Source organism: Phenylobacterium sp. (assembly GCF_036263695.1).
Taxonomy (GTDB): domain Bacteria; phylum Pseudomonadota; class Alphaproteobacteria; order Caulobacterales; family Caulobacteraceae; genus Phenylobacterium.
In genome coordinates this window covers 1-12874 of record NZ_DATAGM010000147.1, presented here as the reverse complement: position 1 = coordinate 12874, position 12874 = coordinate 1, and the positions used below count along the sequence as shown (strand labels likewise).

Below are 12874 nucleotides of genomic sequence, written 5' to 3'. Positions count from 1 at the left end.
CGCCGCCCGATCGATCCCTCGCGCGCCCTGGTCCCGGCCGTCGTGCAGGTGAACGAGGAGCGGGTGCGCCAGGGCTTCTGGCCGAAGCTGCGAAAGGTGGCGACGAGAATCCCCTTCGCCTCCGACGTGGTCAGCGTCTGGTACTGCGCCCGCGATCCCGACACGCCCACCACCGCCAAGGGGATGATGCTGGCGGCCCTGGCCTATTTCGTGCTGCCGACCGACGCTATTCCCGATGTCCTGGCCATGATCGGCTACACGGACGACGCGGCGGTGATCGCTGCGCTCATGGCCCTGGTCGGATCGAACGTGAAGATCCGCCACCGTATGGCCGCCAAGGCCTTCCTGGAGCGGATCGCGCGGGAGCCTTAGGCCTCATCCCCCAGCCGCTTCGCCGCTTGCGCCTGCCGGTGCTCGCGCCAGGTGATGAAGAGGGTGGAGGCCACGACGATGGCGGCGCCCACCAGAGTCCAGACGCCGGGCACGTCGTTGAACAGTGCAAAGCCGATGACCGCGGCGAACACCAGGCGGATGTAGTCGATCGGGGCCATGGCGGCGGCGTCGCCGATGCTCATGCCCTTGATGTAGCAGCCCTGGGTGATGGTCCCGACCACGCCCATCGCCGACAGCAGCGCCAGGTCCATAGGCGCGGGCCAGCGCCACACGAAGAGCGCGCCCGGCAGCGCGAACACCAGGCCGAGCGTCGCCGACCAGACCAGCAGCACCATGGGCGAATGGTCCCTGGTCATCACCTTCATGCCGGTGATGGTCAGGGCGAACAGGAAGGAGGCGGCGAGCATGGCCAGCGCCGGCAGGCCGACGGCGAACTCGCCCCCCGCGCCCGGCCGGATCATCACCAGCACGCCAACGAATCCCACCAGCGCCGCACCGATCCGCATCGGCCCCACCGTCTCGCGCACCACGAAGGCGGCGAGCGGCACGAGCCAAAGGGTGCGGGTGAAGGACAGCGCGTTGGCGTCCGCCAGCGGCATCTTCTGGAAGGCGTAGAACGACAGGATCATCCCCAGCGTCCCAGCGCTGGCCCGGAAGATCAGGATTCCCGGCCGGGTGGTCGCGAACGCGGCGCGCCGTCGCTGGAGGATCACCGGCAGCAGCACGATGAAGCCCGCCACCTGCCGATAGAAGGTCTGCAGCGCTGCCGGATAGTCGTCCCCCAGGTATTTGATGAGCGTCGTCATCACCGTGAAGCCGAGCGCCGAGGCCACCATCCACAGCGCCCCGTGGACGTTGGGAGTCAGCCAGCCTCCGGACCGCGCCTCGCCGCTCACGAGGCCGGCGGGGGCGTCTGGTCGAGCCCCAGCATGGTGGCGAACGGCGAGGTGGCGTTGGCGTCCCAGGCGTGGCGGCTGCCGACAGTGATGCCGCCGTCCACCACGATGTGGGTCCCCGAGACGAAGGCGCCGGCGTCGGAGGCGAGATAGAGGGCCGCTTCGGCGATGTCGGAGGGCGTGCCGGCCTTGGGCACCGGCTGGACGGTGGCGCCGAACTCGGCGACGCGGGCCGCCATCTGATCGGCGACCTCCCGCGGCAGGCCCATGGAGGCGCCGAAGATCGAGGTCGCGATCAGGCCGGGGCAGATGGCGTTGACCCGGATCCGCTGCGGCGACAGCTGGGCGGCGGCCACCTTGCTCATGTGCAGCACCGCCGCCTTGGCGGAGGAGTAGGCGATCGGGCCCCAGCCGGCCTGCATGCCGGCGATGGAGGCGGTGTTGATGATGGACCCGCCGCCGCGCTCCAGCATCAGCGGGACCGCGTGCTTCATGCCCAGCGCCGGGCCGCGCACCAGGATGGAGTAGATCCAGTCCCAGCGCTCGGCCTCGATCTCGACGATCTGGCGCATGCCGTCGCTGATGCCGGCGTTATTGAACAGGATGTCGAGGCCGCCGAACTCGCTCTTGGCCAGCGCCATGGCGGACGCGATCTGCGCCTCGTCGGTGACGTCGCAGTGGGCGTAGCGGACCTGCCCGCCGAACCGTTGTTCGAGGGTGCGGCCCTTCTCGTCCTGGATGTCGGCGGCGACGACCTTGCAGCCCTCGGCGACGAACAGCTCCACCGTGCCCAGGCCGATGCCCGAGGCCGCGCCGGTGATGACCGCGACCTTGCCCTGCAGACGTCCCGCCATCCCGTCCTCCCGTTGTTGTAGGTTACCGGCGTTCAGTAACGGGCGGCGGAGCCTCAGTCGATAGTCACCACGACCTTGCCCATGGCCTTGCGGCTGGCCAGGTGGGTGATGGCGTCGGCGGCCTTGTCCAGCGGGAAGGTCTCCGAAACGTGCGGCCGGATCTTGCCCTGGCTGTAGAGCTCCAGCAGCTCCTCGACGTCGGCGCGGTAATTGGCCGGCTCGTTGTTGGTGAAGGCGCCCCAGAAGACGCCGACGATGTCCGCGCCCTTCAGCAGCGGCAGGTTGAGCGGCAGGCGCGGGATGTCGCCGGCGGCGAAGCCGATCACCAGGTAGCGGCCTTCCCAGGCGATGGTGCGGAACGCCGGCTCGGCGTAGTCGCCGCCGACCGCGTCATAGATCACGTCGGCGCCCTTCGGCCCGCAGGCGGTCTTGAACAGCTCGGCCAGCTGCTTTTGGCCATCGCGGTCGAACGGCCCGCGGCCGTAGACGACGCCTTCGTCGGCGCCGTGCTTCTTGGCGAGGTCCACCTTCTCCTGGGTCGAGCAGGCGGCGATCACCCGTGCGCCCATGGCCTTGCCGAGCTCCACGGCCGCCAGGCCGACGCCGCCGGCCGCGCCCAGCACCAGCAGGGTGTGGCCGGGTTTCAGATGGCCGCGGCGCTTCAGAGCGTAATGCGAGGTGCCGTAGGTCATGATGAAGGCGGCGGCCTCGTCCCAGGGCATCTTCTCCGGCACCTTGACCAGCTTGGCGGCCGGCAGGGCGATCTCCTCGGCCATGCCGCCCCAGCCGGTGTTCCCCAGCACCCGGTCGCCGACCTGGACGTTGGTGACGCCCTCGCCGACCGCGGTGACGATCCCCGCCACCTCGCCGCCCGGCGAGAACGGCCGCTGCGGCTTGAACTGATACTTGTCCTCGATGATCAGCACGTCGGGAAAGTTGACGCCGCAGGCCTTCACGTCGATCACCGCATGGCCCGGCTTGGCTTCCGGCGAGGGCAGCTCGCCCAGCTCCAGGGTCTCCGGACCGCCGATCTGCTTGCTCAGCACCGCCTTCATGCGCGTGTCTCCACCTGGGTTGTCGCTTTGGCCGCGGACGCTAGCTCAGCGCGAAGCGTGGCGGAAGGCCGACTTCGAACGATTGTTTGACGCCGCCTCCGTCGACCTCAAGGGCCCATCGAGCTCAGCGGCCAAGTCGCAAATAGATCAGTCAGCAAACCACATCCCGCCCAAGGCGTAGCGCCTCGGCGCGCTCACGAGGACGTGTGAGCAGGTGAACATCCGTTGGTAGACAGGCGCCGGCTCCCTATCTAGCGCCTACCACAGCACGTGCGCCGGCCAACCTTTCGCCACGTCGCGGGACGAAAACACTGACATTAGCCTTTGAGGTCCTGTGTCCCGACTTATCGTCATCTCGAACCGCGTGAACCCGCCCGCCGAAGCCGGACAGGGCAGCGCCGGAGGCCTGGCCATGGCCCTGGCCGCCGCCCTGCGAGAATCATCGGGCGTCTGGTTCGGTTGGAGCGGGGAGACGACCGAGACCTTCACCGGCCAGCTGTCGGTGCGCCGGATCGGCGGGGTGACCGTCGCGCTCATCGACCTCGAGGAGCAGGACCGGCAGGAATACTACAACGGCTACGCCAACAAGACGCTGTGGCCGCTGTTCCACTACCGAATGGACCTGGCGGCCTACGAGCGCTCGTTCAGCGCCGGGTACGAGCGCGTCAACGAGCGGTTCGCCGAGACCGTCCTGCCGCTGATCGAGCCGGACGACGTGATCTGGGTGCAGGACTACCATCTGCTGATGCTGGCCCGGGAACTGCGCAAGCGCGGCGTGAAGAACCGCATCGGCTTCTTCCTGCATATCCCGTGGCCCGCGCGGCGGGTGTTCACCACCCTGCCCGGCCATGCCGAGCTCGCCGAGGCGCTGTTCCACTACGACCTGATCGGCTTCCAGACCGAGGACCACCGCGAGGCCTTCACCGACTACGCCCTGCACGCCGCCGGCGGCACGGCGCGCGAGGACGGGATCGTGGAAGCCTTCGGGCGGACGGTGCGGGTCGGCGCCTTCCCGATCGGCATCGACACGCCGGAGTTCGTCGCCTCCGTCGAGGGCGATCAGGCCCGCACCTACTTCACGCGGATGCGCGACAGCCTGGCGGGACGGCGGATGATCCTCGGCGTCGACCGGCTGGACTATTCGAAAGGGCTGGAGGAGCGGTTCCTGGCCTACGAGCAGTTCCTGGCGGACAATCCCGACCAGCACGAGCAGCTGTTTCTGCTGCAGATCGCCACCTCGACCCGCGGCGAGGTCGAGGCCTACCAGGACATCCGGGCCAAGCTGGACACCGTCTCTGGGCGCATCAACGGCGAGTACGCCACCGTCGACTGGGTGCCGATCCGCTACGTGAACCGCCCCTATCGGCGCGACGAGCTGGCCGGCGTCTACCGGGCCGCCCACATCGGCCTGGTGACGCCCCTGCGCGACGGGATGAACTTGGTGGCCAAGGAGTATGTGGCCGCCCAGGACCCGAAGGACCCGGGCGTGCTGATCCTCTCCGAGTTCGCCGGCGCAGCCGAACAGATGCAGGAGGCGCTGATCGTCAACCCGTTCAGCCGTGAGGACGTCGCCGAGGCTATCAAGCGGGGCCTGGCCATGCCGCGTGAGGAGCGGGTTCGCCGCTGGGAAAGCCTGATGCACGGGGTGACCACCCAGGACGTCGCCGCCTGGCGCGACAGCTTCGTCTCCGCCCTGACCGGATCGCCGGCCGAGTCGCGGCGCCTGCACAGCGTCGGCTGACGTCGGCGCGTCAAACCGCCCCGCGCAATTGGCGCTTAAGGCCCTTGGCCCCTATATTGGCCGGCCCGAGACGAGAGCATCCGTGAGCATCACCCTCGACCTTTCCCGCGCGCCGGCCGCGGCGCCGGCCAAGCCGAACCTGACGGGCCTGACCCGCCAGGGCCTGGCGGCCGCCCTGGTGGAGGCCGGCGTGGTGCGGCCCGATAAAGCCAAGATGCGCGCGTCGCAGATCTGGCGCTGGATCCACCACTACGGCGTCACCGACTTCGCCGCGATGACCGACGTCGCCAAGGAGACCCGCGCCGCCCTGGCCGAAGCCTTCACCCTGGCGCGGCCGGAGGTGGTCGAGCGGCAGGTCTCCAAGGACGGCACACGCAAGTGGCTGATCCGGATGGGCCCGGGGATCGAGGTCGAGACCGTCTACATCCCCGACGTCGGCCGGGCCGGCGCGCTTTGCGTCTCGAGCCAGGTCGGCTGCACCCTCAACTGCACCTTCTGCCACACGGGCACCCAGCCGCTGGTGCGCAACCTGACGGCGGCCGAGATCGTAGCCCAGGTGCAGGTGGCCCGGGACGACCTTTCCGAATGGCCCTCGCCTAAGGAGGACCGGCGGCTCTCGAACATCGTGTTCATGGGCATGGGCGAGCCGCTCTACAATCTCGACAACGTCGCCGACGCCATCGACATCATCGCCGACAATGAGGGCATCGCCATCTCCCGGCGGCGGATCACCGTATCCACCTCGGGCGTCGTCCCGCAGCTGAAGGCGCTGGGCGAGCGCACCCAGGCCATGCTGGCCATCTCGCTGCACGCCACCAATGACGAGTTGCGCGAGAAGCTGGTGCCGTTGAACCGGAAGTACCCGATCGCCGAGCTGATGGCCGAGATCCGAGCCTTCCCGGGCCTGTCCAACGCCAAGCGGGTGACCTTCGAGTACGTGATGCTGAAGGGCGTCAACGACAGCCCGGCCGACGCCAAGGCGCTGGTCAAGCTGATGCAGGGCATCCCGGCCAAGATCAACCTGATCCCCTTTAACCCCTGGCCGGGCAGCCCCTACGAGTGCTCGGACTGGAAGACCATCGAGGCCTTCGCGGCGATCCTGAACCGCGCCGGCTACGCCTCGCCCATCCGCACGCCCAGAGGCCGTGACATCCTCGCCGCGTGCGGCCAGCTGAAGAGCGAAAGCGAGAAGGTCCGCGCCAGCGCCCGCCGCGCCGCCGAGCGGACGGCCGCGGAGTAGCCGCGTCGCCGCGAACCCTAGCGGCCGGAGAGCTTCGCCGGTAACTGAGAGCCCATGCCGAGCTCGCCCGAGATCCAGGCCTTCGCACAAGGCTTCCCGCTCACCCTGCTGCACACCGGCGTAACCATCGCCCTGCTGTTCCTGGGCGCGACCCTCTACGTCTTCTTGACGCCTCACCGGGAGATCGCCCTGATCCGCGAGGGCAACGCCGCCGCCGGCGTGTCGCTCGGCGGCGTGCTGCTGGGCCTGTCCATGCCCCTGGCGGTGTCGCTGCAGGCCTCGACCTCGACCATCGAGATCGCCCTCTGGGGCTTTTCGACGGTGGTCGTGCAGCTCCTGGTGTTCAGGCTGACCGACTTCCTCCTCCACGGCCTGCCCCAGCGGATCAGAGAGGGCGAGATGTCAGCTGCCGCCCTGCTGGTGGGCGCCAAGCTCGCCACCGCCCTGATCCTCGCCGCCGCAGTGGCCGGTTGACCACCCATGAAGTTCCCCAAGCTCCCCGACTGGCTGGTCTACTCCGCCGCGGTGGGCGCACTGCTGGTGGCCGCGGTGGGCCGCCAGGAGCGGACCGACGCGCCCGAGGCGCCGCCGGTCTTCCCAGAGGAAGAGGGCGCGCCGCTCGGCCCGGCGACGCCGTTCGACCCCTCCGTGCTGGTGGAGGTGCCCGACCAGGCCCAGCCCGGCGTCGGCACAGCCTTCTCGATCTCCGACGACGGGATCTGGCTGACCGCCCGCCACGTGGTGGACGGCTGCGCCACCACGGCCATCGTGGTCGGCGAGGGCCGCGGCGTGGCCGCCAAGGTGCATGTGGATCCGCGCAGCGAGGCGGCGATCCTGATCACCGAGGGCGGCGCCCCACCTCTTCCGCTCGGCCTCGACCAGCCGCTGCGCCGCGGCGAGCGGGCCTTCCACCTGGGCTTCCCGCAGGGCGAGCCGGGCGAGGCGACCTCGCGCCTGATCGGCCGGGAGACGCTGGTGGTGCGCGGCCGCGGCGCGCGGACGGAGTCCGTCCTCGCCTGGACCGAGACAGGCCGGACCGAGACGCTCAAGGGCACGCTGGCCGGCCTCTCCGGCGCCCCGGCGCTGGACTCCGCCGGCCGGGTGATCGGGGTGACCGTCGCCGAGTCGCCCCGCCGGGGCCGCATCTACACCACCGCGCCGGAGACCGTCCGCGCCACCCTGGCGACCATCGCCGCGCCGACCGAGACCGCGCCGCCGTCCGAGCCGATCACGCCCGACAACTATGGCCGGGCCGCCGACGACCTGCGCCGCAACCTCCGCGTCGCGCAGGTGATGTGCCTGGCCTAGCTGGGCTCCGCCGCAGTCTCGACCGGAGCCTCCACCAGCCTCTTCCCCTGGCGGGCGGCGACCATGAACGCCAGCACGATTCCGACGATGCCGATCAGGGTCGAGTAGCCGAAGAAGGCGAAGTAGCCGGCGCCGAGCGCGTGGGGCGTCACGCCGGACTTCTCCATCGCCTCGGCGTAGGCGTCGGGCGGGGTGCGGGCGAACAGGCCGGCGAGAGCGGCGAACATCCCGCCGCCGTCGGCGCTGGCCGCCGCCCCCTCGACGATCCGCCCCGACTGGGACGCGATCAGCTTGCCCGGCAGCGCGTAGAGCGAGGAGAACAGGGCGTACTGGGTCGCCGTGAAGCCGGCCGAGGTCAGGCTGGACATGTAGGCGATCAGGCAGGTGCCGGAGAGGCCTGAGGCGACGTTGTCGATGCCGATCGCGATGAACAGCGCCGGCAAGCTGGAGCCCTGCAGCGCCAGCCAGGCGAACACCAGATTGCTCAGGGGCCCCGCGAAGGCGCCGATCACCAGCGCTCGCAAGAGCCCGAGCCGGGCCACCGCGAAGCCGCCGAGCCCCACGCCGAGCACCGACATGATCACCCCGAACACCTTCCGCACCTCGGCGATCTCGGTCTTGGTGAAGCCGAGGTCGGCGTAGAACGGGTTCATTATGTTCAGCACGAAGTCCGGCAGCCGGTAGAGGCAGATCATCGCCAGGATCAGCGCCGCCACGCCCTTGTAGCGGGCGAAGAAGTCGCGCAGCGGATCGCCCAGCGCCGAGAACAGATAGACTCCGGGCCGCGTGCGCACCCCCGGCAGCGGCGAGGCGGCCAGCGCGATGATCGCCAGCCCCACGGCCACAGCCCCCAGCTGCAGGAACACCCCCTGCGGCTTCATCGCCCAGGCGGCGACGACGGCCTCGCCCGCGCCCGGCAGGCCGAGGCCGCTGAGAATCGCGGCCAGCAGCGAGGCGTCGGCCGCAAGGCCCGAGCCCAGCACCAGCGCCGCCAGCGCGAACAGGGCGAGCCGGCCCAGCCACTCGGGGATCTCCAGCGCCGGCCGCGAGGCCAGCCCCTCGGCGTGGATCGGCCGGATCTGGTGGTCCTTCTCCCGCGGCGCGGCCAGCGAGCCGCCGACGCCGATAAGCATGAGGGCGGCCATGACGGCGTAAGAGATGTTCCAGTTGAAGGCGTCGGCCAGCACCAGGGGCGCCGCGCCGGCGGTGATCATCGCGATCCGGTATCCCCACTGGTAAGCGGCGGCCATCGCGCCCTGCTTCTCGGTGGTGGCCGCCTCGATCCGCCAGGCGTCGATGACGATGTCCTGGGTGGCGGCGGTGAAGCCGACGAACACCGCGAACGCCGCCATCAGGCCAAGACTGGAGGCCGGGTTCGTCCCGGAGATCAGCCACAGGCCCAACATCACCAGCCCCTGGGTGACGACCATCCACGAGCGCCGGTGGCCCAGCCACCTGTTCAGCACCGGCACCTGGGTGCGGTCGATCAGCGGCGCCCATAGGAACTTCAGCGAGTAGGCCAGCGTCGCCAGGCTGAAGATGGCGATCACCTTCAGCGACAGGCCGGCGTCCCGCAGCCACAGCGACAGGGTGTCGAAGATCAGCAGGTTCGGCAGGCCCGAGGCGAAGCCGAGCGCCAGCATCACGAGGCTGCGGCGCTCCCCATAGACGGCGAGCGCGCCGAGGGTGCTGGTCTTGCGGGCGGGCGTGGCTTCGGCGGTCATCGGGCCTCCGGGCGGGCAGGCGTCTTGCGCCCCCGCGCAGGCGGCCGAAATTGAAGTGAGCCGCGCGCCGCGTCCAGCGGCCGCGCGGTCGCGGGCGCTATCCGGCGCGCGACCGCTCCGGCTGGCCGGTCCACCCGGGGCGAGTCCAGCGGGCCAGGGCCGCGCGCAGGGCCGGCGGCGACAGCGGCTTGACCAGGAAGTCGTCCATGCCGGCCCCCAGGCAGGCGTGGCGGTCGTCCTCGAAGGCGTTGGCGGTCAGCGCCACGATGGGTGTCGAGACGCCGGCCTTGCGCAGGGCCCTGGCGGTGTCGACCCCGGACATCCCCGGCATCCGCATGTCCATGAGGATCAGGTCGAAGGGCTCCAGGTCCACCGCCTCGAGCGCGGCCTGGCCGTTCGGCACGTGGGTCACTGCGCAGCCCTCGCGGGTCAGCAGGGCGCGGGCGAGCAGGGCGTTGACGGGATTATCCTCGACCAGCAGCACCCGGGCGCCCGGGGCGATGGCGGGAGCGTCCCGCTCGTCGTCGAAGTCGCTCTTGCCGGCCGGGGCCGCGCCCGCCGCCGCCAGCACCCGCTCGGCCAGCGACGTGCGGCGCAGCGGCTTGGTCAGGTAGCCGGCGAACCCGGCCTGGCGGTAGCGGGGGATTTTGTCGCGTTGGGCCAGGTCCAGCAGCACCAGCACGGCGCGGCCGGCCGGGCGGCGCAGGGTCTTGGCGGCGTCGCAGAGCGCGTGGTCCAACAGCAGTACGTCGTCGGGCCCGGTGCGGGCCAGCAGCTCCTCCACCGTCTCGGCCAGGATAGCCCGCGCGCCGCAGGCCTCCAGCTGGCGGCGCCCCGCTTCGCGGATGATGGCGTTGGGCGAGGCCAGGCCCACCGTGCGGCTGGCGAGCGAGGTGTCGGGCGGCGAGGCCTCGCAGCTGTCGAAGGCGGCCTCGAACCAGAAGGCGGCGCCGCCGCCCTCGGCGGCGCCGACGCCCACCTCGCCTTCCATGGCCGCGGCCAGGCTGCGGGCGATGGCCAGCCCCAGCCCCGCACCGCCGAGTTGCGCCCCGTGCGCCGGGTCGGCCTGGGCGAAGGCTTCGAAAATGCGGGCGCGGGCCCTCGGGGCGACGCCCGGACCGGTGTCCTCCACCAGGAAGCGCAATCGCCCGCCGGGGCGGCGCTCGACGCTCAAGAGGGCACCGCCGGCGTCCGTGAACTTGACCGCGTTCCCCGCGAAGTTGAGCAGGATCTGCCGAAGGCGGCCCTCGTCGGCCAGGATCTTGCCGATGCCGGCGGGCGCGGCCCAGGCGATTTCCAGGCCCTTTTCCTGCGCCCGAGGGCTGAGCAGTTCGCACACGGAGCGGAGCAGGCCCTCCACGTCCATCGGCGCGGGGCGCAGCTCCACCTTGCCCGCCCCCAGCCGGGCGAAGTCCAGCACGTCGTTGACCAGCGAGAGCAGGTGCTCGCCGCTCTCGCGCAGGGCGGAGACATAGGCGCGCTGCTCGGCGGTGAGGCGGGTGCCCTCCAGCAGGCGCGCCATGCCCAGCACGCCGTTCAACGGGGTACGGAACTCGTGGCTGAGGGAGGCGAGCTCCTCGGCGCTGACGGCGTTCGGCCGGGGCCTGCGCTTGGGGGACGAGGTCATGGGCCCCGCAATAGCCCCGCGGCGCTTAACGGCTGGTGTGCCTCAGCCGCCGTTGCGGGCCATGTCCTGGGCCAGCGCCAGCAGGGCGGCGCGGGTGCGAGGGTTCTTGATGGCGGCGAAGGCGCGCGCCACCTCCAGCGCGCCGGGCACGGCGAGGGCCGCGAACACCTCGTCGTCACCGGCGCTCGTCTCGTCCTCGCCCACCAGCCAGCCGACGCTGGTGGTGAGCGCCTGGGCGATCGCCACCAGCTTGGAGCCGGAGACACGGTTGGCGCCGCGCTCGTACTTCTGAATTTGCTGAAACGAGACGCCGATCCGCGTAGCGAGCTCGGTTTGGCTCATCTTCAGGTAGATTCGTCGTGACCGTATTCGGGCGCCGATAGCCACATCGACCACGTCTGGCCGATCAATCTCCCGGTCGTCCATCCCAACCCCCAGGGACAACTGCATGCACGCGCGATAGAGTAAGTAGACGAAAGTGCGTGTGAGTCCTTATTGTTCTCGCTATGCGCGAGGCTGACGTAACGCAAGACCCGAAGATCGAGCTCTTGACGCCGCGAGAGCGCGAATGCCTGCGCCTCGTCGATCAGCACCTCTCGTCCAAGCAGATCGCCCGCGAGCTGGGGATGTCGAAGACCAGCGTCGACACCTACTGCGACCGGGCTCGCCGCAAGCTCGGGGTCGGCGATCGTTACCAAGCCGCCCGCCTGCTGGCTCGGCACGACCAGTCGCCCGCTGTCCTGATCGCATCAGGACACGACGCGATCAGGACAGACAGCCCCGCCGACCCATGGCCGGATCGCTCCAGTTCGGGAGGAGCGACCCATGGACACCTTCGAGAAGACCGCCGAGGACCGCTCGGTGATACACCAGGCGATCCAGCTGAGAGCGGAGATCGAGAGCTTCCAGAGCCGCTGGCCCACCCAGGAGCCCAGGCGCCTGGAGGAGGAGCCGATGCCGAGCTTCTCGTGGCAGCAGCTCGAGCGGCAGCTCTTCGATCTGTCGGCTACGCCCGCCCAGGCGGCGCTGGCGGAGCATCTCGTCTCCGCGACGCGCAAGATGTCGCGCTTCAAGCCGCCGGAGATGGTGCTGCGCGAGATCCTCTGCCTCACCTGGGTGCTGCTGGACGAGAACTTCCGGCCTGGCGAGGAACTGGAGGACTCCATGAGCTAGGAGTCGCCGCCCGCCTTGGGGCTATTCTTGGCATCGCGGTGATCTCGGCTCTCGCGTTTGGAGCCATTCTCGCCGGCCTCCATGCCCTGCAGGCCCTCGTCTAAACCAAGCCGAAACCCTGTCGGCAGACCTCTAAATAACCTCGATACACCAAACCATTCAGCGCGCCGCGGACGGGCGGCGCGAAGGAGCCGACTCATGCTCAAGCAACGTCGTCAATACGCAGACAAAGTCGCCGCGAACCTCTTTGAAGCCGAAGCCGCAATCGACGCCGCTCTCGCGAAGACCGCCGGTCTGGTCGGGGCGATGCCGCTTCGCACGGAAGCCGGCCTGTCCGCACTCATCGGACAGGGCGCCTTCGAGTGGACCAGCAAGTCCATACAAGCGCTAACGGAGGCGCGCCGAGCGATTTGCGAGGCCCACAAGGAGCTCAGCATCGCCCAACAGCAGATCGGACTAGGCGCGGTCGCGTACGGCGACGGCGGTCCGAAGCCGCCGAGCGGCGCCCAGGAGACGGCCCACAACCTGCGGGCCGTGAGCAAGGTCGCCTAGCGACTGCTTCCAGCCGGCTGCCGGCTCTGACAAGATCGAGGCCCTCGGGACGGACCTGGGGGCCTCGTGTATTTCCAGACTCTTCCACAGCAGATCTGGCTCGTCCTGATGCTGCTCGCCTCGGGCTTCGCCCTCTGGAGAGGCGGACGGCCGGAGCGCATTGTGGCGGCCGCCAACTTGCTCGCGTGGTACCTCTCGGCCATCGCCTATGAGCGTCGCGACTGGCTCGGCACCGAGTGGGGTGTCTTCGCCGTCGACACAGCCTTCCTAGCGGTGCTGCTATGGCTCGCGCTCGCCACCAATAGGATCTG

General features: G+C 70.0%; 13 protein-coding genes and 2 pseudogenes. 9 read left to right on the top strand and 6 right to left on the bottom strand.

Annotation, left to right across the window (positions count from 1 at the left end; all coding sequences use genetic code 11):
- Window positions 1-9 precede the first annotated feature (9 nt).
- Window positions 10-372, top strand: coding sequence for a YkvA family protein (locus tag VHK87_RS05935; RefSeq protein WP_329633977.1), 363 nt, complete (start codon window positions 10-12; stop codon window positions 370-372).
- Here VHK87_RS05935 and VHK87_RS05930 read toward each other — a convergent pair.
- From VHK87_RS05930 to VHK87_RS05920, 3 genes are read right to left on the bottom strand one after another with little or no spacing between them, the layout of a single operon-like run.
- Entirely contained in the window at window positions 369-1229 is an 861-nt protein-coding gene (locus VHK87_RS05930; RefSeq protein WP_329633976.1) for a DMT family transporter, read from the bottom strand. The two genes, VHK87_RS05935 and VHK87_RS05930, sit on opposite strands and share 4 nt — an antisense overlap.
- A gap of 56 nt (window positions 1230-1285) precedes the next feature.
- On the bottom strand, window positions 1286-2143 hold the full coding sequence (locus VHK87_RS05925; RefSeq protein ID WP_329633975.1) for an SDR family oxidoreductase: 858 nt from the start codon (window positions 2141-2143) through the stop codon (window positions 1286-1288).
- A gap of 53 nt (window positions 2144-2196) precedes the next feature.
- Window positions 2197-3198: an NADPH:quinone oxidoreductase family protein gene (locus VHK87_RS05920; RefSeq protein ID WP_329633974.1), complete on the bottom strand. Its 1002-nt coding sequence runs from the start codon at window positions 3196-3198 to the stop codon at window positions 2197-2199.
- 334 nt (window positions 3199-3532) lie between these two features.
- On the opposite strand from VHK87_RS05920, the gene otsA reads away from it, so the two are divergent.
- From otsA to VHK87_RS05900, 4 genes are all read left to right on the top strand, one after another.
- Window positions 3533-4939, top strand: coding sequence for an alpha,alpha-trehalose-phosphate synthase (UDP-forming) (gene otsA / locus VHK87_RS05915; protein ID WP_329633973.1), 1407 nt, complete (start codon window positions 3533-3535; stop codon window positions 4937-4939).
- 82 nt (window positions 4940-5021) lie between these two features.
- Window positions 5022-6179: a 23S rRNA (adenine(2503)-C(2))-methyltransferase RlmN gene (rlmN, locus tag VHK87_RS05910; RefSeq protein WP_329633972.1), complete on the top strand. Its 1158-nt coding sequence runs from the start codon at window positions 5022-5024 to the stop codon at window positions 6177-6179.
- Window positions 6180-6233: 54 nt separating this feature from the next.
- Window positions 6234-6653: a DUF350 domain-containing protein gene (locus VHK87_RS05905; RefSeq protein WP_329633971.1), complete on the top strand. Its 420-nt coding sequence runs from the start codon at window positions 6234-6236 to the stop codon at window positions 6651-6653.
- A 6-nt stretch (window positions 6654-6659) separates the two neighbouring features.
- Window positions 6660-7487, top strand: a complete 828-nt coding sequence (locus VHK87_RS05900; protein WP_329633970.1) for a serine protease — start codon at window positions 6660-6662, stop codon at window positions 7485-7487.
- Here VHK87_RS05900 and VHK87_RS05895 read toward each other — a convergent pair.
- The 3 genes from VHK87_RS05895 to VHK87_RS05885 form a co-directional block, all read right to left on the bottom strand.
- Window positions 7484-9211, bottom strand: coding sequence for an AmpG family muropeptide MFS transporter (locus VHK87_RS05895; RefSeq protein ID WP_329633969.1), 1728 nt, complete (start codon window positions 9209-9211; stop codon window positions 7484-7486). The genes VHK87_RS05900 and VHK87_RS05895 overlap by 4 nt on opposite strands.
- Window positions 9212-9308: 97 nt before the next feature.
- On the bottom strand, window positions 9309-10838 hold the full coding sequence (locus VHK87_RS05890) for a response regulator (protein WP_329633968.1): 1530 nt from the start codon (window positions 10836-10838) through the stop codon (window positions 9309-9311).
- Between the two features lie 42 nt (window positions 10839-10880).
- Window positions 10881-11264: a helix-turn-helix transcriptional regulator gene (locus tag VHK87_RS05885; RefSeq protein ID WP_329633967.1), complete on the bottom strand. Its 384-nt coding sequence runs from the start codon at window positions 11262-11264 to the stop codon at window positions 10881-10883.
- 80 nt (window positions 11265-11344) lie between these two features.
- Here VHK87_RS05885 and VHK87_RS19450 point away from each other — a divergent pair.
- The 4 genes and pseudogenes from VHK87_RS19450 to VHK87_RS05870 all read left to right on the top strand — a co-directional run.
- Window positions 11345-11536 (top strand): annotated as a pseudogene (locus VHK87_RS19450) (response regulator transcription factor); the annotation flags it as partial.
- Between the two features lie 127 nt (window positions 11537-11663).
- Complete coding sequence (locus VHK87_RS05880) at window positions 11664-12011, top strand: hypothetical protein (RefSeq protein WP_329633966.1); 348 nt, start codon at window positions 11664-11666, stop codon at window positions 12009-12011.
- A 198-nt stretch (window positions 12012-12209) separates the two neighbouring features.
- The gene (locus VHK87_RS05875; RefSeq protein WP_329633965.1) at window positions 12210-12563 is read left to right on the top strand and encodes a hypothetical protein; all 354 of its coding nucleotides are present in this window, start codon (window positions 12210-12212) and stop codon (window positions 12561-12563) included.
- Window positions 12564-12629: 66 nt separating this feature from the next.
- Window positions 12630-12874 (top strand): annotated as a pseudogene (locus VHK87_RS05870) (hypothetical protein); the annotation flags it as partial.